Origin of the sequence: Leuconostoc holzapfelii, from assembly GCF_012396485.1 — a bacterium.
Taxonomy (GTDB): Bacteria; Bacillota; Bacilli; order Lactobacillales; family Lactobacillaceae; genus Leuconostoc; species Leuconostoc holzapfelii.
In genome coordinates this window covers 26,298-48,290 of record NZ_JAAXPO010000004.1, presented here as the reverse complement: position 1 = coordinate 48,290, position 21,993 = coordinate 26,298, and the positions used below count along the sequence as shown (strand labels likewise).

Sequence of the window (21,993 nt, the reverse complement as noted above, 5' to 3'; positions counted from 1 at the left end):
TGCGCACGAGACTGGTGTGCTGCCATATTTCTTTTGTGTCTTAATTAAGAACAAAATAGGAGGGCCGAATGGCTGCATTTTTTAAATTGGATCGAAATATTCAACTCCGTATTGTGATGATGTTTATCACGGTGGCCATTGGTTCATCTGTTGGGCCCAACATGACCATCTATTATGTTGATTACTTTGGTGCTTTTTCGACAGGGATATTATTAGTCTTGGTGCAAATTGCCGGCTTTATTGCCGGACTTTACGGCGGTCATCTAGCTGATTTGTGGGGCCGAAAACACGTCATGGTGGTTGGTATTGCAGTCATGTCCCTGGGTTATCTATTAGCAGCCAGCATGAATTCACCGTTTTATATCAATCCCTATGTCACTTTTTTCGGATTTCTCATGGCCACTGTTGGGCTGAGTTTTGCTTCGCCGGCTGAGGAAGCGATGATGATTGATGTGTCAACGGTGAAAAATCGTAAATTTATTTACGCCATGATTTACTGGGTTATTAATTTAGCCGTGATGATTGGGGCAGGTTTAGGTGGTTGGTTCTTTAAAACAGCGCGTTTTCAATTGCTGATTGGCACAGCACTGGGGGCATTCATGAGCCTAGGCATTGTGATAGTGTGGATTACAGAGACATTTCCGAAAGAAAAGCGTCCGGCACATGGGCAGTCTGTCTGGGCTGCCGTTAAAAGCTATCGCACCGTATTTTCTGACCAACGTTATCTTAAATTTATGGTAGCCAGTATTGGGGCAACAATCATTTTTTCATCACCAGATTATTATTTGGCAGCCCATCTAGCAGAACAGTTTCACACCATTAATTTATTTGGCGTGACGATTTTTGGTCAGCGCATGTTATCAGTCGTGACGATTACCAATACTTTGATCATTGTGGTGTTGATGGGTTGGATGACGAAATTATTTGAACAATGGTCGGAAATGAAGGCCAGTGCACTTGGTACGGCACTGCAAGGTGGCGGATTTGCCGTGATGTTTTTGCTCACTGACTTTTGGCCACTGTTAATTGTTGCGGTGATCTTGACGATTGGAGAAATGATTGTCACACCAGCCAGTCAATCGTTACGGGCTGAAATGATGAATCCAGAAAAAATTGGTGCGTATAGTGGCTTTAGTGCGGCAACACGCCCTATCGGGGCGATTTTAGCCTCAGGTATTGTCAGTGCTTCAGTATTTGTGGGTAATGTTGGTGCGGCTTTGCTACTTTTAACGGCAACGGGGATCAGTATTTTATTCACGTATCTGGCTGTCCAAATGTTACGTGAAAATCGCACAAGATGATGTGTTTTGTCGTTGCGGTCTTTGATATAATATTATTAAGCATGACGTCAGGTTGAGGTAACCAGCAAATGACTAGTGTCGCGCTGATTTTAAATGGAGGGAAGCGGCAACAGGAGTAGTAGCGTTGTTGTAGAGACAGTAAATAAATGTCAGAAATTAAAATTGTGTCAATCGATATTGATGGCACACTCATCAATGATCGCCATGAAATCACCCCCGCAGTGAAGCAGGCCATTCAAGCGGCCATCGCGCAGGGTGTGAAAATTGTGATTACCACAGGCCGCCCATTGCCTGGGGTACAAGATATTTTATCAGGACTAAATATTACCGGCGCCAATCAATATGTGATTACTTATAACGGTGGCTTGGTCCAAACCGCAGATGGGCAAAAAACATTGTATCGGCAGCCATTAGCAGTATCAGAATTTCAAAAAATTAATGCCTTTATGACCGCTCAAGACACCTATGTGCAAGTAGAATCGCATGATGCAGCGTACACAACGCATCACCGCATTCATCCTTGGGCAAGCTTTGAAAATAGTTTAGTGAACTTGCCATTATATGTGCTTGATTCTGAAGCTGAGTTGGAAAATGTCGCTTTTATTAAGGCGATTGCCAATGCGGAAAGTGATGCCTTGGACGCCGTCCAAGCGGCAGTCCCTGCCGACATTAGTGACCATGTTAATGTGATTCGTTCAACGGCTAATAATCTTGAATTTATTGCACGACAAGCGTCAAAGGGGCATGCCTTACTTGCGTTAGCTGATGAGCTGGGCGTACCACATGCTGCCACGATGGCGATTGGTGATCAAGCGAATGATTATTCGATGATTGAACAAGCGGGTGTGGGTGTTGCCATGGGCAATGCGATTCCAAGCCTCAAGGCCATTGCTGATTTTGAAACGGCAAGCAATAACGACTCTGGTGTGGCACGCGCCATTGAAAAATTTGTACTCAATTAAGTGGCATAACTTAAAATAATAAATGCGGAGGTCGCAAAAATGGATGTTTTATTAGAAGGTGAAGTAACAGCCCTTGTCGGGGAACCCTTAAAGGTTGGTGAAACTTTGCCACACTTTAAGTTGGAAGACCAAAATGGTGATAAGGTTAAAACGGCTGACTTGGTTGGGCAATTGTTATTGATTTCGGTGGTACCTGATTTAAATACAGGCACTTGCACGTTGCAAACGCGCCACTTTAACCAAACAGTCGACCAATTTGAAGGGATTCAATTCTTAACAATCTCAACTAACACTGTGGCTGAACAAAGCGATTGGTGTGCTGCTGAAGGCGTTAAGAATTTGCGGATGCTATCTGATGAACAAGAATCATTTGGTTACGCTACAAAGCTTTACATTCCGTCACAAGGCTTTGATGCTCGTGCGGTTTATATTGTGGATTCAGAAGGTGTTGTGCGCTATGCACAAGTTGTGCCAGAAGTGTCAGAAGAACCTGATTACGACGATGCTTTGCGTGTTTTGCGCGAATTACAAGCTTAAAATTTAACTTCAAACAGGCCATAATGCAAGTGGGCCTGTTTTTTTAATCCCGTACATTCGGTTGACGGCTGGTGGCTTTTATGCCTTTTTTTTGATAAAATAAACAGGGACATTAAATTTACATAAAACATTTGGAGCCAAACATGCCAGAACCTAAACTGAAACTGTTTTCTTTAAGTTCAAATGAACCACTCGCACAAAAGATTGCTGAATCTGTGGGTGTGCCTTTGAGTGAAATATCTGTGAAGCGCTTTGCGGATGGTGAAGTACAGATTAACATTGAGGAAAGCATTCGTGGGGATAACGTTTTTGTTATCCAATCAACTGCTGCCCCAGTCAACGATAACTTGATGGAATTGTTGATTATGATTGACGCACTACGTCGTGCGTCAGCGAACCAAATTAATGTCGTGTTGCCTTATTACGGCTACGCGCGTCAAGACCGTAAGGCACGTTCACGCGAACCAATTACTGCTAAGCTTGTGGCTAACATGTTGGAACGTGCAGGGGCAACGCGTGTTTTGGCCCTTGATTTACATGCGGCCCAAATCCAAGGCTTCTTCGATATTCCAATGGATCATTTGCAGGGGGCCCCGTTGTTAGCAGATTATTTGATTGAGTCTGGTATTGCAGATAAGAAAAATGCGGTGGTGGTATCACCGGATCACGGCGGTATGACCCGCGCGCGTAATTTGAACAACATGTTGGAATTAGAAGCACCGGTGGCCGTGATTGATAAGCGTCGACCAAAGCCAAACGTGGCGGAAGTCGGTAGCATTGTTGGTGACGTACAAGGTAAGACAGCTATCATGATTGATGACATGATTGATACGGCTGGCACGATTACGCAAGGCGCCCAATTGATTATGGAAAATGGGGCTAAAGAAGTCTATGTTGTCGCGTCGCATGCTGTGTTCTCAGGTCCAGCAGTAGAACGCCTCCAAAACTCCGCGTTTACTAAGGTGATTTTGACAGATTCAATCAACTTACCAGAAGATAAGAAGTTTGATAAATTAGAAATTGTTTCAGTGGGTGAATTGATTGGTGAAGCGATTCGTCGTATCAGTAACAATGAAGCGATCTCATCACTATTTAAAAACCGTTTCCATCGTCGGTCGCATTAAGCTGTGGTTACTGCCGATAGGGTTGATAAAAGTCGATTATTCGGCTTTTTTTGTGCAATATATTACAAAATGGCATAAAAATGATATACTTAAAGATAAATAAACTAGTAAAGACGCGTGAGGAGCATGTCCATGAGTAAAATTTTGGTTGTGGATGACGAGAAACCAATCTCAGATATCATAAAATTTAATTTAACAAAAGAGGGCTATGATGTGGTCACGGCAGCTGACGGTCAGGAGGCCTTGACGCTGTTTAATGACGAGAAGCCAGATCTTGTTTTGTTAGACCAAATGTTGCCTGAAATTGATGGGGTAGAAGTCTTACGCCAAATTCGTTCAAAATCAGAAGTGCCAGTCATTATGGTCACCGCCAAAGATTCTGAAATCGATAAAGTGCTAGGCCTTGAAATGGGTGCTGATGACTACGTGACGAAACCATTTTCAAACCGTGAATTGGTGGCACGCGTCAAAGCTAATTTACGCAGTCGTAAGGCAGTGGCGCAACATACTGATGAAACGGTGGTCAACACTGAAGATATTGAGCTAGGTGATTTAACGATTCATCCTCAGGCTTATATGGTTTCAAAGTCGGGACAAGATATTGAATTAACCCATCGAGAATTTGAGTTGTTATACTATCTCGCCCAACACATTGGACAAGTGATGACACGTGAACATTTGTTGCAACAAGTCTGGGGCTATGACTACTTTGGCGATGTCCGCACAGTTGATGTGACCGTGCGTCGTTTGCGTGAAAAAATTGAAGACAACCCAAGTCACCCCAATTGGCTTGCGACACGTCGCGGTGTTGGTTATTACCTACGCCCTGAAGCGGAGTGAACAGCATGATCGTATCTCGTGCGAGTTATTTTGCTGCGACAAGGCCAGGGTGGTTGCGTAATAGCAAGGAGACAGACGTCAAACGTCAGTAACTATGAACAGTACGATTAACTTTTTTAAATCAATTCGCTTTCGCATCACCCTTGTTTTTGTGTTGCTAATGATTATCGCACTCGAACTTTTGGGTGCGTTTTTTGTACGTCAAATTGAACAACAAAACCTTGCCACTTTTCAGCAACAAATTACCTTGCCAAAGTATGTGACAGATCAAATCACCACCGCCTTAAAAAATCCTGACACCGATGCGGGTAATCATGCCATTCAAGATGTTTTATCTGGTCTCAATAATGGCAATTTACAAGAAGCGCAGGTGATTGACCGCACCGGCACCATCCGAGGCACATTGTCGGTCTCAGGTCAGCAAACGATTGGTCAGAAAACAACGGATTTAAATGCGCAAAAAGCCATAGCTGGTGATCAGTCGTTTTTAAAGTCACGCATGATTAATGATAATGGCGAGCGTAAGGAATTACTGACGACGCCGCTTGGGATTAGTTCAGGGCATGTGAGTGATGTGACGGGCGTCATTGTCGTCAAAGCGAGTTTGGCACCGGTCTATCAGCATGTCAATAGTGTGATGCAGCTCTTTATTATTGCCGGCTTGATTGCTTTAGTCGCCAGCATTGGTTTGGCGTTGTTTTTGGCCCACACCCTCACACGACCCATTGAACAAATCGATGAACAGACAACCAAAATTGCCAGTGGTGACTATTCCATGGTCAATCATATTTATGGCGCAGATGAACTTGGGCATTTGGCACAGTCTGTTAACGAATTGTCAACCCGTGTTGAAGAGTCTACAGAGACTGTGAACGCTGAGCGCAATCGTTTGGATTCGGTGCTGACTCACATGGCCGATGGCGTCTTGGCAGCTAATCGTCGTGGCGAGGTGACGATTATTAACCAAGCCGCGGCTGATTTTGTCGGGGTAGATCGTGAGACTGCCATTGGGCAACACGTGGTTGATTTGCTCCATTTACGCGGGAAGCGGACATTACGCGACATGTTGGAAAATCTAGATGATTTTCAGGTCGATTTATCTGATTCGGGTAAAGAAGTACTTGTCCAGGCTTACGTATCTTTGATTAAGCGGCAGTCTGGTTTTATTTCTGGTTTGGTGGTGGTCTTACATGATATCACCGAACAACAGCGGATTGATTCCGAACGCCGAATGTTTGTGTCGAATGTGTCCCATGAATTACGGACACCGCTCACATCAGTGCGCTCGTATGTCGATGCACTAGCTGAAGGTGCCATTGACGATCCGGATATGGCGAAAAACTTTTTGGGTGTTGTCCAAGATGAAACCCAGCGCATGATTCGAATGATTAATGATTTATTGGAATTATCGCGCTTGGATCAAGGCACGATGGATGTGAAACTTGAAGTCGTGAATTTAAATAGTCTGTTCAACTTTGTATTAAATCGGTTTGACATGATTATCGAAAATGATGCGAAAAACGCCGATACGCCCAATAAAAGTTATAATATCAAACGTGAATTTACGCATGAAGATGTGTGGGTAGAAGTTGACCCTGATAAGTTTACGCAGGTGCTAGATAACATAATGAACAATGCGGTCAAGTATTCACCTGATGGTGGGACCATTACCGCACGATTAATCAAAACCAAAACACGGGCCATTCTCAGTATTTCAGATCAGGGACTCGGGATTCCCAGAAAAGATTTGGACAATATTTTCAATCGTTTCTTCCGCGTGGATAAGTCGCGTTCACGCGCCCAAGGGGGGACAGGCTTAGGGTTAGCGATTTCCAAAGAAGTGGTTGAAAAGTTTAACGGCCGTATCTGGGTTGATTCAGTTGAGAATAAAGGTTCAACCTTCTATATTTCCTTGGCGTATGTCGATGATGCTGAGCTAGAGGAGGATGATTGGGATGCGGAATAAAAATTTTTTTGTGCAGCATACCATTTTGAATTTGCTGTTAGTCTTGGCCATTGGCATATCCGTTATCTTGACCGGTTTTACGTTTAAGTCATTTGGCCAAGCCGAAGCGCCAAGTCAAGCGGTGGCGCAGCAGTCCGATCAACAATTGTTAAAAGTCTTTCGACCAACACAATACGTGGTGACTCAAGCCAGTGGGCAACAAAATGTGATATTGAAGACGGATGCGGTGAACGTGAAAGATATCAAGAATGCGTTGACGTCAGCAGACTTTTCTGATGCACAAACCGAAACCGTCAGCACCGAACAAATTGAGAAAGTGCTACGCTTAAAGTCCTCGTTTACCTTACGCTATCCAGATGTGGTGCCATTGGCCTATTTTAATATGCGATATAGTCAACAGGTTGATCCTCAGTCCTTTAACTTCAATTACTTTGTGCTGGCGATGGATAATTCACATAACGGCTATTTTGTAAACACACAAAAAAGACAAATCATGTCTGTGAAAGTGAATAAACTCAACAATAATAAAGTGTGGCGTTGGGTGAATCAGTTGCCTAAAAGTGCCGTAGTGAATTTTAAGACCTATCAAGGCCAAGCGATGTTACGTTATACGCAACCTTTCAAATTACCGGTCTATTCGTATTTGGTCAATCGTCGCGATCCGAAAACGTATGTTTCGGCTTTGTTAGGGACCTTAAATCAATTAGTGATTTCGCAAGCGGGTGATAAAACAGTCTACACGAATAAGTTAAATCACCAAACGGTAACTTATGATCCAGATTGGGAAACGGTCACGTTTGAAGATCATAGCACCAAGAACAAGTTACCCAAATCTTACTTGGATCGTTTGAATCTGAGTTTTGCGCAGATGAACTTGTTGCAACTGAATTTGAATGACACCAGATTTTATGAAGCACAGGCTGGGGGCCAGCAAGTGACCTACCGGACTTATGTTGAAGGCTTTCCTGTATATTTCCAATCTGAAAGTGGTGCCATTCATATCGATATGGCAGCAGATGGGCGTCAAACCAGCACCTACTCACTCAATGAACTTGGCGTGCCAGTGCCTAATCAGCAACCAGATGTGACGCTACCAGCCACAGACGACGTATTGAAGCAGTTAGAAGCTGCCGGGGTGAAGCCTAGCGATTATGACTTTATTACACCGGGTTATGAATGGTTGATTAGTAAGGAAAGTCAAGCCGCTGTCAATATGGTGCCAACTTGGATGATTGAAACATCAGACGGCTGGCAAAGTGTTGATGGCTATTTGGCCAAACGCACGGGCCAAGCATCACCGACAAATTAAAAGGAGAAGACGATGCAGTTTAAACGCCTGAAAGTGTTAATGTTAGTCTTGTTTATCTTGCTCGATATTTTTCTGTTTAATTGGTGGCAAGCAGGCCGAGTGACGCCAAATCAAGTTGCGGACGCAAATGCCAGTATTATCTCAGAAATGCGCAAGCAAAATATTAAGCTAACACGCTACAGCACCACCATTAGATACAAAAGTTATCTGGCTGCTCAGCATGCTGATAAGCAAGCGATTACGGCGTTGCCAGAGGATTTAACTGTGACGGCAGCGGGAGACAACGAGTCACTTGTTGCGGAGTTTAAAACCAACCGCCTGATGGAAAAAGATGACAATAAACTAGTCAGTCTGACGCCAGCCGGTATCGCTAAGGCGGCTGGGTATCGCTTGAACCCGATTTTAACGGCGAATAAAACAAATGGGGATAAAGTTTACTCACAACAGCTCAATGGGCTGCCTGTGATGACGGACGCTGGGACCATGGTTTTTCAGTATGATAAAAATGACAAGCCAATACGCGTCGTGAAAAGGCAATTGATTCATAGCCAGAAGTTACGTGATGACCGGCCACTAATTTCAGAAGAAGAAGCGATTGTTGATTTGTATCGTTATAATGAAATTGACAGTGGGGATCGATTATCGGCTGGTGGCTTATATTACGATAAGACGCTCAGTGTCAATGGGTATGATATTTATTTACCAGTATGGGCCTTTGAGGCGTATAGTGGCCATGAAAAATACATTTTGAAGATCAATGCGTTTACTGGCGACAATTTATCGACCTAATTTAATTTAATATTAATTTACACTCGGTAAACTAATAAACAATCAAGAGATGGGTGAAACATATGGCAGATAAATCATTAACAAAAGTTATTTTAACCGGCGCAGTTGCGGGTGTTATTGGTGGCGGTGCGATGTTGTATGGACAACGGGGCATTGAAGATATGCAAGCCACACACCAAAAAGTGGCGACCAATGCGGTAAAGACCACCCCAATTGCTGCAGACACCACGGCGACTTCAGCTTATAACAAAGTGTCAGATGCAGTGGTCTCAGTTTTGAACTTTTCTCAAACTGGGAAAGACGCCTTTCAAGAAGCGTCTGAAGGGTCTGGCGTGATTTATAAAAAGGCTGGGGATGGTGCCTATATCGTGACCAATAACCACGTTATCAATGGCGCAGCACAGATTCAAGTTATGTTGCATGATGGGCAGAAAGTCAGCGCTACGCTGGTTGGAAAAGATGCGATGACAGATTTGGCCGTGTTGAAAATTGACCCATCAAAAGTCACTACGACAGCTGCGTTTGGTGACTCAAACAAGATTCAAGTCGGACAAAAGGTGTTAGCTATTGGTTCACCGCTAGGGTCGCAGTATGCTTCCTCCGTAACGGAAGGGATTATTTCAGCTAAAAAACGGTTAGTTGAAGCTTCTTCTGAAAATGGGCAAAATTATGGTGGGTCAACGGTTATTCAAACTGATGCGGCGATTAACCCTGGTAACTCAGGTGGCCCGCTGGTCAACTTTGCAGGACAAGTCATTGGGATTAACTCCATGAAGCTCTCAACATCATCATCTGGCACCAGTGTTGAGGGAATGGGCTTTGCAATTCCATCAGATCAGGTGGTTGATATTGTGAACAAGCTGGTGAAAGATGGCCAAGTTACGCGTCCCGCAATTGGTATTGGATTGGTGGAGTTGTCCGCAGTGACTGTTGATGATCAAAAATCCTTGTTAAAGATCCCAGAAACAGTGACGGGTGGTGTTGTGGTGATGAGCTTGACGCCAAACGGCCCAGCGGATAAGGCAGGCTTGAAAAAATATGACGTTATTACAGGTATTGACGGCAAGACAGTCAACGGGCAAGCAGATTTACGCGAAGAATTATACAAGCATAATCTGAACGATACGGTGACATTGACGTACTATCACCAAGCCGAAAAAAAGACCGTTAAGGTAAAATTGACCCAAAAACTCGCAAGCTAACATGTCAGTTAGCTTTTTTTCTTGACAAAATTGTTACAATTGGCTGGTCGTGAATTTTCTGAAAAATGTTGAAAAACCTGCTGAAAATGTTGATAAATAGGTGCAAAAGTCAATAAAATGTGGATAAGTCAAAGGGTCAGTGTTGAAAACTCACTGTAATATTTAATTTTTAGTTAAAAGGCAGTAAACCCGCCAGATTTGAGTCGCGTTTTTGTAAATATTTTATCCGAATGGCAGGCGTCGGGTTAATGTCCGGTTTTTGTCCGTCATTTGAATAACTATGACACAAATTTAAGGGACTATGGATAAAAAAGGAACATTCGGTCTGGATTTTAGCGGAACATTAAGGGAACAAATGTGCTTATCCACAATTGTGGATAAAAAGGTGGCAAACTGTGGATAAAGTCAGCAACATGGGACAATACTTGTCCAAAAACGGCATATGAGGCGTGGAAAAAGTTATCCACATTTTTGCAAAAATTGGTCTAAAATTGTGGATAAAAAAGGATGCGAACAAGCAGAATGCTGGTATAATAAGCTTATTGCGCGGTGTTATTTCAGCTGTTCGTGTGCATAACTGTGGATAAGTTCATGCAGACAAATGTTTGCATTGTGATAAAAAAGATTAAAAATATATAAAGTTGGTGAATATCATGAACATTAAATTAATAACAGTCGGGAAGTTAAAAGAAGATTATCTTAAAGCGGGAATTGCGGAATATACGAAGCGTTTATCGCGTTTTGCAAAAACAGAAATCATTGAATTAGCCGATGAGAAGACACCAGATAAGGCCAGCGAAGCGCAGAATCAACAAATTTTGGCTAAGGAAGGGGCGCGCATTCAGGAAAAAATTGGCGCGCGCGATTATGTGATTGTCTTAGCCATCGAAGGCAAGCAGCTCGCTTCGGAGGCTTTTGCCCAAAAACTTGCCACGGTTGCATTGGATGGTTATTCAGATATTACCTTCATCATTGGTGGGTCATTAGGGCTGGATCCAGCCGTCAAGCAACGCGCGGATATGAAGATGAGTTTTGGGTTACTTACGTTACCACACCAACTCATGCGACTCGTTTTGGTTGAACAAGTTTATCGTGCATTTATGATTCAACAGGGCTCACCTTATCATAAGTAAATTTATGGTGTCTGTTGCAAAGCGGCGGCCAGTACAAAACAGCAAACAAAAAAACCAGTACATTGTACTGGTTTTTTGTTAAGTCGATGAAATTACTTTGTTTCAGGTAATTCTTCTGACTTACCCTTTGCCCATTGTTGCAACTTTGCAATCGCAGTTTGACGTTGCTTCTTGGCTGAGTTGTGTCCGACCTTGCGAGCACGGGCGAATGAATTAAGCGGCTTCTTTAATGCCATGATGGGTACTCCTTTTTTAAATGTTTTACATACAAGATAGTATTATACGTTATATATCTTTAAAAAACAAGGCTTTCAAAGATGCTGTGCTAAATTAGGTGCAAGTTAGGGTACAATAGTATTATGGAAATATGGTCTGAAGCAACAATTAAAAATTTTCGTCGCACATTACTGGATTGGTATGATCAAGAAGGGCGTGCGACATTACCTTGGCGCATCAATCATGACCCTTACCGGGTATTGGTGTCAGAAATTATGTTACAGCAAACCCAAGTTGAGACGGTTTTGCCTTACTATGAGCGCTTTATGCAGGCCTTACCAACGGTGCAGGATCTCGCGCGTGCCCCAGAAACACAAGTTTTAAAATTATGGGAAGGGTTGGGTTATTACTCACGTGCCCGTAATTTACAAAAAGCAGCCCGCTTTGTTGTCGACGAGCTACATGGCCATTGGCCTGAAAGCGCGGATGATTTGCAAGAATTACCAGGGGTCGGGCCTTATACCTCAGCGGCGATTGCCTCGATTAGCTTTGGCGAAGTGGTGCCTGCGGTGGATGGGAATGCTTATCGCGTGTTTAGTCGGTTACTCAAGATTGATGCAGATATTGCCCAAACGAAATCACGTAAGATTTTCTACGATGCCATCTTACCGATCGTTGATCCAGCACGACCAGGGGATTTTAATCAAGCCATCATGGATTTGGGTTCCAGCTATATGACCGCCAAAAACCCAGATAGTGAAGGCTCCCCAGTGCGCGCATTTAATGCCGCTTATCGTGACGGGGTTGAAGCAGCGTATCCTGTTAAAACTAAGAAGCAAAAGCCAGTGAAACAACTATTCATGGCGACGGTATCAGAAGATGCCGGGCGATTGTTATTTGAAAGGCGCCCAGATAGCGGCTTGCTAGCTGGATTTTGGACGTTCCCACTTGAAGAAATTCAAAGTATTGATGAGATTGTTGGCGAACAACTCCATATTAAGCCGATCGTGCATGTATTCACTCATCGCCGTTGGGAAATTTGGCTGGTAAAACGCGATATTTCATTGGCAGAAAACTACGACTACTTATCACCAGCTGATTGGCAGCAGCGCTCTTTGCCAACTGTGCAACACAAACTACTTGATGCGTTGGAGGACTTGCAATAATGTTTCCAAATCCTAAGTTAAAACAACTCTTTTTTTGGACGATAGAGCTATTAGCGTTGGCTTTGCTCATTTATATTGTTGCTGGATTCGAGTTTTTAATGCAGCCAATTAGCGTATTTATTTCAACGGTCTTTGCACCGCTAGTGGTCGCAGGCTTTTTGTATTACATTTTAAAGCCTGTTGTTGCACTCATTCAAAAAGTGCAAGTACGTGGGCAAAACATACCGCATCAAGGGGCGGTGATTATCACATTTCTCACTTTCTTGGCGATTATTGCTGGGGCGTTGGTTGTGCTTGTCCCAACCTTGATACAAGAAATTTCTAACTTGGTTGATGCTTTGCCAAGCTTTGTCAAAGATGCCGAACAAGTATCGTCAAAGGTGGTCAATAGTGAGTGGTTTGAGACATTGCATTTATCTGTTGATGTCGACCAGGTCAAAAACGCCGTCGGAAAGTATGCCGCCTCGTTGTTGACAGTGACAGCGGGTACGTTAGGCACCGTTGCTTCAACCGTGACGACGGTGACGATTAATTTAATTACCATTCCAGTCATTTTGTTTTATATGTTAAGTGATGGGAATCGTCTGGTGCCTGCCATTAAAAAATTATTTCCAGATCGGCATGCTGAAAAAATATCCGAATTAACCACGCAAATGGACACAACCATTGAAAAATATATTTCCGGACAAGCCATTGAAATGGGCTTTGTTGGTGCGACAATGGCGATCGGCTATTTACTCATCGGGCAACCCTATGCTTGGTTGTTAGGCGTGCTGGCCGGCATTACAAACATTGTGCCATATATTGGTCCATGGATTGGGGTGGTGCCGTCGTTGATTGTCGCCAGTACCCAATCTTGGAAACAGGTCGTGTTGGTGTTAGTTGTCATGACGGTAGTTCAGCAGCTTGATGGTAACTTTATCTATCCCAATGTGATTGGTAAATCACTGGCCATTCATCCATTGACCATCATGATTTTGCTGATGGTTGCTGGTAACTTATGGGGAATTGTTGGGATGATCTTAATTGTCCCAGTTTATGCTATTTTGCGTGTGATCATTAAATTCGCCGTGGAGTTGTTTGTGCTGACAAAAAGTAAGTGACGTGTTATACTGGATGTTAGTATAACAGGGGGTTTTTAGATGCAAACATTCGATTTTGAAAAAAACATTGCCGTTTTGGCATCGGCTAAAGGACAACCCATTTCATGGCCAGCTGGCCCCTATCCAGCCTATCCGGTTGCCATTTTGGCACTTGCACAGAACTATTTTAAATCGGCAGAATTTGATCGCAACTTTGACCGGACCTTGCGACAACATGATTTTTATGAAGGGGTACCCGAAGCTGTTGTAGCCGAAATTGCTGCCTCATCTGATGACTATGACTTAGTGCGGGCAGTGTTGTCGGCGATTATTCGTGGTGAAAAATATACGCCTGGCATGTGGCAAGTGTTAGTCGAGAATGGTATCCTACTTGACTTGATGAGTAGGGCGTATCAATTGAAAAAAAGTGAAATAAAGTCTTGACGAAAGATAGAATTTAAAGTAAACTAATATAGTTGTCTAAGCAACTAAATGCGGGTGTGGCGGAACTGGCAGACGCGCTGGATTTAGGTTCCAGTGCCGCAAGGCGTGCAGGTTCGATTCCTGTCACCCGTACTAAGAGGACAGTTGTTCTCTGGGGTATCTAGTATAACTTGGGTATACTTGAGTACTTGGCGTTGCCGACTTAGCTCAGTTGGTAGAGCATCTCACTAGTAATGAGGGGGTCAACGGTTCGAATCCGCTAGTCGGCATCAGAAAAAGCAGTGATTTTATATCACTGCTTTTTATTTTGTTAACTAGTATGTTTTACAATATAGTAAAAATTTTATATACTACTAGTATGTTAAACAATATAGTTCTAAAGGTCGTATTCACATGAAGCAAAATATGTCGAGTCAAATGTTGAAAGGCATTCTACAAGGGATGATGCTCATCATTTTGTCAAGAAAACCCGATTATGGCTACGGCATTAGTAAACAAATGAATGACTATGGCTTAGAAGATATTCCAAAAGGGACAATTTATCCATTATTAGCTGCAATGGAAAGGCGTGGGTTAATTATTGGGAAAATGCAACCGTCTCAAGAAGGGCCAGACCGTAAGTATTACTATGTGACGCCAACTGGGGAAATTGAAAAGCAGGCATTTCTTTTGGAATGGGAGATTTTAGCCAATGTCGTTAATCGCATGATCGAGGGGGAGAAAGAAAATGAAAACGAATCAGATGATTGAAGAAAATAACCAATTACGGCGACGTTTGAATCATGACAACAGGGTGTACTATGAGGATTTGCTCCTTTATGTGCGATTCAAAAGTTTTGCGAAAAATGAGGCGCAGATTGAATCATTTCTACTTGATGTCTTGCAGGATCTCGTTGCTGCCCAAAAAGATGGCCGATCTGCGATCGATTACTTCGGGAAATCACCAAAAGATGTAGCAGATGCGTTTTTAGCAGAAGTGCCCCAAAATTTTTGGGAAATGGTTAAGCTGACTGGTATCGTCATCGGCAGTTATGCCATGAGTACAATTTTGCCATCATTGACTACAACGGGCAAGCCGATTGATTTGGGTGTCATGTTAATTGCCGGCATGTATGCGTTAGTAATGATTTTGTTGCTTTTTAAGTACTTGGCTGACACAATTTATCACGTGTCAACTTGGCGCCTTCATAAGGGGTTAGAGTGGGCGATGCTGTGGTTGTTGGCAGTCGTTGCATTGGCACCGATGTTTTTAATTCATTTATGGGTTAAAACCCCATTACGTGTATCGCTGGATGGTATTTGGGGCATTGGGGTTATCCTGTTAGTTTGGGTCATCGGTGGTATCATTTATCTCCGATTAACAGATAAACGGTTGTGGTTGCCTTTTGTTGTTGTGGCATTGCTTTTTGGCATGATGGGTATTATGGCAAGAATACCGCAATTTGCACCGTTACTTAATATAAAATTGGGTCGTTATCTATATGTGGGGTTAATGATAATTGGCATGATTGCCTTTTATATCTTGACTTATCTAGCGACGAAAAAATTGAAAAAATCAGCATCATAAAAACAGCCAGACCGGCAACGGTCTGGCTGTTTTTATCGTTTAATCACGGCGTGTTAATTTCACGACGCCTTCCCAACGGGCAGTTTGAGGGAACATATCGATACTTTGAATATAATCGACTTGATAGGCTTGTGCTAAGTCCACTAAGTCACGGGCCAACGTTGACGCGTTGCAAGAAATATAAACAAACTTTTCGGGTTTGGTGCGTAGGATTTCACGACGCAAAGCCGTATCTAAACCAGTACGCGGTGGGTCCACCACGAGGGCATCTGCGACCCAACCTTCTGCTTGCCACTTGGGAAAGAGTGCTTCTGCCGTACCCACTTCGTATTTGGCATTGGTGATGTGGTTAATTTCGGCGTTAATGTTGGCATCATCCACAGCTTCCGGAATGATTTCCATGCCACGGACTTCACCAACCTTATCTGCTAGACTCAGGCCAATTGTCCCAACACCAGCGTAAGCATCCACGAGCTTATCCGCGTGGGTTAAGTCAAGGGCGGTAAGGGCTTGGTGATAAACAACAGTCATTTGGGTGTAGTTTAATTGCATGAAGGCACGGGGAGATAATTGGAAAGTCTTGCCCATGATCGTTTCTTCGATGTAATCTTGGCCCCATAACTTAATTGTTTCCTCACCCCAAACAATGCTGGTGCGACCTGGATTGTAGTTTTGGAAAATCCCCGTGACTTCGGGGAGGGCTTTGTTAATGGCTTCAATTAAGGCCGTGTCACCAGGGAAGCCGTCCGTGTTGGTCACAAAGGTCAATTGGACGTCGCCGGTGGTATGTGACGCACGGGCAACGATGGTTTTGACAGTCCCGCGGTTCTTATCTTCGTTGTAAATTGACACGGACAACTTATCGAGTAGGTCACGCACGGTCCGCAAGACTTTCATAGTTGCTGGATCTTGCGTGTTGACAACGGGTAAATCAACCAAATCATGACTGCTGCGCTTGTACATCCCCACGCTCAGTTTGTCGCCAATTTTTCGCACGGGGAATTGTGCTTTGTTACGGTATTCATAGGGATTGGCCATCCCAATCGTGTCACGCAAATCATAAGTTGACCAGCCTTTGGGTTGGAACTTTTCTAAGGCTTGTGCAATGACATCTTTTTTGAAAGCCAATTGGGCTGGATAGGTCATGTGTTCCAATTCAAAACCGCCAACTTCATCGGCGTATTCATCACGTGGCTTGACACGATTAGGCGATTTTTCACGGATTTTTAACACTTTGGCTGCGATATATTTCGGCTGAACCTCTGTGACTTTGACCACAGCCACTTCGTCAGGCAACACCCCAGGCACAAAGACGATTTTGCGCTTAAAGTAACCAATACCTTCACCATTAATGCCAAGACGTTTGATGGTTAGTGGAAAATTTTGGCCCACCCGTACTGCGACACCATCTCCAGTGTTGTGGCGTTGAGGCTGACGGCGGGGATCAAACTTTTTGCTGCCTTTGAAGCCACCTTTTTTAGGGGGATAAGGCCTTTTGTTATTATTTTGTTCACTCATATTTTGATATGCAGGCTAGCAACGACTGCCTGCTTCCTTTCTGCAATGCAATGCCATGGTAACGTTGTGCTCTTTAAGTATAACAGCTCTAGGGATTTAAAATAGTTTACAAAAGTGAATGCTTTACACTTGTGTTATACTGCAGATGTGTTATACTAATAAATGTAAAGGAGATGTGGAAAAATGACACGAAGCATAAACTTTATCAACCACAATCATATTCATGTGCGTGGGCAAACAATAAGTTGGAGTAAACGATGATGAAATTTGATATTAAGGCGTATTTAGATGATAATTCGCTAACGATTTACCGTGTGGCGAAAGCATCTGGCTACGGCTATACAACGATTCATAAATCGTTTAATAAGACACAGTCAGATGCAACGAGTTTGAACGTCCGAGATTTAGATGCCTTGGCCAAGGCGCAACATAAAGCCATGTGGGAAGTGCTTCGAGATCTGGAAAAATTATACTTTAACTCTGATGAGCGTTGAATAATTGTTTAAGATCAGCGTTGAGGGGTTAAACGCAAACGTGAGTGATCGCACATAATTGTATAAAGGGGAATCAAATATGGCAAATAACAATTTTTTCAATGATCCATTTGGATCAGACATGAACGAAATTTTTAACAACATGATGGGGAATATGAACGGTTATAATACTGAAAACCGCCGTTACCTCATTAATGGACAAGAAGTGACACCAGAACAGTTTGCGCAATATCGCCAAACAGGTAAGTTGCCGCAAGGTTCAGGACAAGCCCAAGTGGCAGGCAATGGCCGGATGGCTGCACAACAACCAGGCCAAGTTAAGCAGGAGGGGATGCTTGCGAAGTTAGGACGTAATTTGACACAAGAAGCCCGTGATGGTCTGCTTGATCCTGTGATTGGCCGCAATAAGGAAATTCAAGAAACAGCGGAAATTTTGGGCCGGCGGACAAAGAATAATCCAGTGCTTGTTGGGGATGCCGGTGTTGGAAAAACAGCGGTTGTTGAAGGCTTAGCACAAGCGATTGTTAACGGTGAAGTGCCAGCTGCAATTAAGGACAAGGAAATTTACTCAATTGATATTTCAAGTCTTGAAGCGGGGACACAATTCCGTGGCGCGTTTGAAGAAAATGTTCAAAACTTAATGAAGGAAGTCAAGACCGCTGGGAACGTCATTTTGTTCTTTGACGAAATTCACCAAATTCTTGGTGCTGGTTCAACGGGCGGAGAAGATGGTGGTAAAGGCTTGGCTGATATTATTAAGCCGGCATTGAGCCGTGGCGAAATATCTTTGATTGGTGCAACAACGCAAGATGAATATCGCAATACGATTATGAAGAATGCCGCTTTGGCACGTCGTTTCAACGAAGTGACAGTCAATGCGCCTTCGGCAAAGGATACGCTTGCCATTTTGAAGGGGATTGCGGCTTTGTATGAAAAGCACCACCACGTCGAATTACCAGAGGAAGTGTTGAAGGCGGCCGTAGACTATTCCATTCAGTACATCCCACAACGCGCATTGCCAGATAAGGCGATTGACTTGTTGGATATGACAGCTGCTCACTTGAGTGCTAAAAACCCTGTCACAGATAAGGTAAGCCTTGAAAAGCAATTGGCTGAAGCCAAGGAAAAGCAAGAAAAGGCTGTCGCTGACGAAGACTTTGAGGCTGCATTGAAGCACAAGAACACGATTGCTGAACTGGAAAAGGCGATTACTGGCGCAGACGAAGCAGTCAAAGTGGTGGCCACAACAAATGATGTGGCGGAGTCAGTTGAACGGCTCACAGGCATTCCTGTATCACAAATGGGCGCCTCAGATATTGAGCGCCTCAAGACGATCGGTGAGCGTCTCGCCGGTAAGGTAATTGGTCAAGACGAAGCAGTTAACATGGTGGCGCGTGCTATTCGGCGAAACCGCGCTGGTTTTGACGAAGGGAACCGCCCAATTGGTAGCTTCCTGTTTGTCGGCCCAACTGGTGTGGGTAAGACAGAGTTAGCTAAACAGCTCGCTTTGGATATGTTTGGCTCAAAAGATAACATTATCCGTTTGGATATGTCGGAATATTCTGACCTCACCGCCGTTTCAAAGTTAATTGGGACAACGGCTGGCTATGTAGGATATGATGATAATAGCAATACATTGACTGAAAAAGTGCGTCGCAATCCTTATTCAATTGTGCTCTTAGATGAAATTGAAAAGGCCAACCCACAAGTGTTGACGCTTTTGTTGCAAGTCATGGATGATGGGCGTTTGACTGATGGACAAGGAAACGTCGTGAACTTCAAGAACACCGTCATTATTGCAACTTCTAATGCGGGCTTCTCAGACAAGAGCGAAGGCGAGTTGATGGCACGGTTGGCCCCATACTTCCGGCCAGAGTTCTTGAACCGCTTCAACGGTGTCATTGAATTCTCAGCTTTGACCAAGACAGATTTGAAGGAAATTGTCGACTTGATGTTAGACGATGTCAACCAAACATTGGCGAAGAAAGAATTGACGCTGCAAGTCGCTGATGACGTGAAGGACCACTTGATTGAAGAAGGCTATGATGAAGCCATGGGTGCACGGCCATTACGCCGTGTGATTGAACAACAAATTCGTGACCAAGTCACTGATTTCTACCTCGATAATCCTGGCGAAAAACATCTCAGTGCCGACTTAGTGGATGGTGAAGTTGTCATTTCAGCCGTGATTGAAAATAAAGCTTAAACATTAAAAGACTAGCAAACCGTGAGGTTTGTTAGTTTTTTTATGGCAGCAATCGTGCAAAACGGTCGTGATATAATGAGAATACGACACAAAAAGGATGAAATCATGATTCTTCAACATGCGATGCTACACATTTTAGATACTAATACTGGCAGTTTGATTGCCTCGCAAGGGGAAATGCCACTAGATAATGCTGGTGTACAAGCCTACATTGAAAAACTCGTGACAAAAGTCTTGTCTGGGGATGTTAAAAGTGGCACCTTAACCCCACAAGATACATTAGCGACGGCGCTGGCCAATTCTGACTTTTCTGAGATGACGGCGGGTTTTGCTACCCAATTATTTGATATCATTGCAGCGAGTGAGGCGGTGCCGGCAGGAGATTTGTTAAGTTTTTTGGCGACGACTGACGATGGCCCGATTTTTGGGATGATGAAGTTGAATTTTGCGCCACGCTACGCCCATGCGGTGGAATATATTGATGACCAAATGGTGAATAATTTAGTCTTAAATCAAACCGTCTTGCCAGCCAGTAGTCAAACAGTTGATGAAGCAATTATCGTCAATAAAACAACACTGCAATATCATTTATTGGAGAAGAAGTATGTGATTGACGGGCATCGTGTGGCGTATTTCTCTGAAAAATTACTTGCCTTAACGCCGCAAACTTCTATCAAAGAGAATCTCCAAACGATTAAGCGAACGGTAAAAGCTATCGCAGAAAAATTCGATGATGTGCCGGAACACGAGGTGTTAGCGATGACCCAAACGGCCATTTATGACAGCCTATCAGCGGGGCAAATTGATACCACTCAGATTGCCGAGCAAGTGTTTCCTGACAACCTCACAGCACAGACGCAGTATCAAGAAAAACTAGCCGCAAAAGCGGTTGCGCAGGTGATTCCGGTTGATAATACACCAAAGTACGAAAAGAAATACCGGGCTCAAAAGTTCAAACTGGATTCTGGGATAGAAATATCAATTCCAATGGCTGTTTACCAAGATCGTTCCAAAGTTGAATTTATCAATCATGCTGATGGGTCAACATCGTTAGTGATAAAAGATATCGCACAAATTGCCAATCAGTTCTCAGTCTGATACACCGATAAACTGCGGTATAATTAAGGGAAATATACCTAATATGAAAGGACTAAGTTAGCAATAGCTTGGATAGATAGCATCATGCCATATGAAGATTCTTATGTTGCTAAAATTCGTGCCCGGGTAGGGCATGATTTTGAACTTGTCATGCCGACAACAGACGTGGTCATTGAAAATCAACAAGGTGAGTTGTTGATGATTTATAATCGTGATTTTGCAGGCTGGGCCTTTCCTGGTGGTTACGTTGAACCCGAATTATCGTGGCAAGAGAGTGCCGCGCGAGAAGCCACTGAAGAAGCAGGTATTATTGCCGACCCAGCACAGTTGCAACTCATAGGCTCGGTTTCTGGTCGACAGTTTGTGGCGGCGTATCCTAACGGGGATCGGGCCAAACTTTATACCAATATTTTTTACCTCACAGATTGGGTAACTGAACAGCGTGCAATCGACGAAACAGAAATTGACGCCAAGAAATGGGTTGCGCCGCAGACAATTGACCATATGCATTTAACCTTTGCTGGGCAGGCCGTATACCGCTTGTATAAAAAATTTAAAGCCACGCAGACTGTGCAAGTGTTAACCCTTGATTCAGCACTACAGCGCTTTGTCGATGCCCAAAATGGTGAGATTGCGGGTGTGAACAGTTTTGCTGATGCGCAAACGGAAATCAGCCAAGGCCAAAAGCAAACACACTGGATGTGGTATGTGTTGCCACAGTTACGCGCGTTAGGACACAGTGAACGGGCAACCTATTACGGGATTGCTGACGCACAAGAGGCCCGTGATTATCTAGCAGATGAATTATTACGCACACGGTTGGAAACCATAGTTGGTTTAACGTTAACACTGCCAGGTAATGATCCAGTGGCAGTATTTGGTGCGGTGGACACACCAAAATTTCAAGCGTGTTTGACACTCTTTGACCAAATGACCGACAATACGGACCTATATCAAAGGGCATTAGATAAATACTTTGCTGGGGTGAAACATTCAGAGACTGTAGCATTACTAGCTCAATAAAAAGCATGCCCGCTGG

21 protein-coding genes and 2 tRNA genes are annotated in these 21,993 nt (G+C 43.6%); 21 read left to right on the top strand and 2 right to left on the bottom strand.

The window, feature by feature from the left end:
- Positions 1–68: 68 nt before the first annotated feature.
- The 10 genes from HF966_RS04220 (at position 69) to rlmH (ending at position 11,163) form a co-directional block, all read left to right on the top strand.
- A complete protein-coding gene (locus HF966_RS04220; RefSeq protein ID WP_168676549.1) occupies positions 69–1,301 on the top strand; it encodes an MFS transporter in 1,233 nt (410 codons plus the stop codon).
- A 146-nt stretch (positions 1,302–1,447) separates the two neighbouring features.
- Positions 1,448–2,263 (top strand): Cof-type HAD-IIB family hydrolase, encoded by an 816-nt coding sequence (locus HF966_RS04215; protein WP_168676548.1) that lies wholly within the window; start codon positions 1,448–1,450, stop codon positions 2,261–2,263.
- Between the two features lie 39 nt (positions 2,264–2,302).
- A complete protein-coding gene (locus tag HF966_RS04210) occupies positions 2,303–2,800 on the top strand; it encodes a thiol peroxidase (RefSeq protein ID WP_168676546.1) in 498 nt (165 codons plus the stop codon).
- Between the two features lie 143 nt (positions 2,801–2,943).
- Positions 2,944–3,924, top strand: coding sequence for a ribose-phosphate diphosphokinase (locus tag HF966_RS04205; protein WP_168676545.1), 981 nt, complete (start codon positions 2,944–2,946; stop codon positions 3,922–3,924).
- A 132-nt stretch (positions 3,925–4,056) separates the two neighbouring features.
- Positions 4,057–4,764: a response regulator YycF gene (yycF, locus tag HF966_RS04200; RefSeq protein WP_168676543.1), complete on the top strand. Its 708-nt coding sequence runs from the start codon at positions 4,057–4,059 to the stop codon at positions 4,762–4,764.
- A gap of 94 nt (positions 4,765–4,858) precedes the next feature.
- A complete protein-coding gene (gene walK / locus HF966_RS04195) occupies positions 4,859–6,730 on the top strand; it encodes a cell wall metabolism sensor histidine kinase WalK (protein WP_168676541.1) in 1,872 nt (623 codons plus the stop codon).
- Entirely contained in the window at positions 6,720–8,039 is a 1,320-nt protein-coding gene (gene yycH, locus HF966_RS04190; protein WP_168676540.1) for a two-component system activity regulator YycH, read from the top strand. The genes walK and yycH overlap by 11 nt, the downstream gene beginning before the upstream one ends.
- A 12-nt stretch (positions 8,040–8,051) precedes the next feature.
- Positions 8,052–8,828, top strand: a complete 777-nt coding sequence (gene yycI, locus HF966_RS04185; RefSeq protein WP_168676538.1) for a two-component system regulatory protein YycI — start codon at positions 8,052–8,054, stop codon at positions 8,826–8,828.
- A gap of 62 nt (positions 8,829–8,890) precedes the next feature.
- Entirely contained in the window at positions 8,891–10,030 is a 1,140-nt protein-coding gene (locus HF966_RS04180; RefSeq protein ID WP_168676536.1) for a S1C family serine protease, read from the top strand.
- A 653-nt stretch (positions 10,031–10,683) separates the two neighbouring features.
- Positions 10,684–11,163, top strand: a complete 480-nt coding sequence (gene rlmH / locus HF966_RS04175; RefSeq protein ID WP_168676534.1) for a 23S rRNA (pseudouridine(1915)-N(3))-methyltransferase RlmH — start codon at positions 10,684–10,686, stop codon at positions 11,161–11,163.
- Between the two features lie 92 nt (positions 11,164–11,255).
- Here rlmH and HF966_RS04170 read toward each other — a convergent pair whose 3' ends face one another.
- Complete coding sequence (locus HF966_RS04170; protein WP_168676532.1) at positions 11,256–11,399, bottom strand: hypothetical protein; 144 nt, start codon at positions 11,397–11,399, stop codon at positions 11,256–11,258.
- 123 nt (positions 11,400–11,522) lie between these two features.
- On the opposite strand from HF966_RS04170, the gene mutY reads away from it, so the two are divergent.
- The 7 genes from mutY to HF966_RS04135 all read left to right on the top strand — a co-directional run bounded on the left by mutY (position 11,523) and on the right by HF966_RS04135 (position 15,638).
- Positions 11,523–12,545 (top strand): A/G-specific adenine glycosylase, encoded by a 1,023-nt coding sequence (mutY, locus tag HF966_RS04165; RefSeq protein ID WP_168676530.1) that lies wholly within the window; start codon positions 11,523–11,525, stop codon positions 12,543–12,545.
- The gene (locus HF966_RS04160) at positions 12,545–13,648 is read left to right on the top strand and encodes an AI-2E family transporter (protein ID WP_168676528.1); all 1,104 of its coding nucleotides are present in this window, start codon (positions 12,545–12,547) and stop codon (positions 13,646–13,648) included. The genes mutY and HF966_RS04160 overlap by 1 nt, the downstream gene beginning before the upstream one ends.
- A gap of 39 nt (positions 13,649–13,687) precedes the next feature.
- The gene (locus HF966_RS04155; RefSeq protein ID WP_168676526.1) at positions 13,688–14,071 is read left to right on the top strand and encodes a DUF6508 domain-containing protein; all 384 of its coding nucleotides are present in this window, start codon (positions 13,688–13,690) and stop codon (positions 14,069–14,071) included.
- Positions 14,072–14,121: 50 nt separating this feature from the next.
- A tRNA-Leu gene (locus HF966_RS04150) sits at positions 14,122–14,203 on the top strand.
- Positions 14,204–14,267: 64 nt separating this feature from the next.
- Positions 14,268–14,340, top strand: a tRNA-Thr gene (locus HF966_RS04145).
- Between the two features lie 124 nt (positions 14,341–14,464).
- A complete protein-coding gene (locus HF966_RS04140; protein WP_168676524.1) occupies positions 14,465–14,821 on the top strand; it encodes a PadR family transcriptional regulator in 357 nt (118 codons plus the stop codon).
- Positions 14,799–15,638 carry a DUF1129 domain-containing protein gene (locus HF966_RS04135; protein ID WP_168676522.1) on the top strand — a complete coding sequence of 280 codons (840 nt, stop codon included), beginning with the start codon at positions 14,799–14,801 and terminating at the stop codon, positions 15,636–15,638. The genes HF966_RS04140 and HF966_RS04135 overlap by 23 nt, the downstream gene beginning before the upstream one ends.
- Positions 15,639–15,677: 39 nt before the next feature.
- Here the strand turns inward: HF966_RS04135 and rlmD are convergent, their stop codons facing one another.
- Positions 15,678–17,156: a 23S rRNA (uracil(1939)-C(5))-methyltransferase RlmD gene (gene rlmD / locus HF966_RS04130; protein WP_168676520.1), complete on the bottom strand. Its 1,479-nt coding sequence runs from the start codon at positions 17,154–17,156 to the stop codon at positions 15,678–15,680.
- Between the two features lie 260 nt (positions 17,157–17,416).
- Here rlmD and HF966_RS04125 point away from each other — a divergent pair, with 260 nt between their 5' ends.
- The 4 genes from HF966_RS04125 to HF966_RS04110 all read left to right on the top strand — a co-directional run bounded on the left by HF966_RS04125 (position 17,417) and on the right by HF966_RS04110 (position 21,977).
- Positions 17,417–17,650 carry a transcriptional regulator gene (locus tag HF966_RS04125; RefSeq protein ID WP_168676782.1) on the top strand — a complete coding sequence of 78 codons (234 nt, stop codon included), beginning with the start codon at positions 17,417–17,419 and terminating at the stop codon, positions 17,648–17,650.
- A 79-nt stretch (positions 17,651–17,729) separates the two neighbouring features.
- Positions 17,730–19,856 carry an AAA family ATPase gene (locus HF966_RS04120; RefSeq protein ID WP_168676518.1) on the top strand — a complete coding sequence of 709 codons (2,127 nt, stop codon included), beginning with the start codon at positions 17,730–17,732 and terminating at the stop codon, positions 19,854–19,856.
- A 105-nt stretch (positions 19,857–19,961) separates the two neighbouring features.
- Complete coding sequence (locus HF966_RS04115; RefSeq protein ID WP_168676516.1) at positions 19,962–20,954, top strand: nucleoid-associated protein; 993 nt, start codon at positions 19,962–19,964, stop codon at positions 20,952–20,954.
- A gap of 84 nt (positions 20,955–21,038) precedes the next feature.
- Positions 21,039–21,977, top strand: coding sequence for a DUF1810 family protein (locus HF966_RS04110; RefSeq protein ID WP_168676514.1), 939 nt, complete (start codon positions 21,039–21,041; stop codon positions 21,975–21,977).
- Positions 21,978–21,993 lie beyond the last annotated feature (16 nt).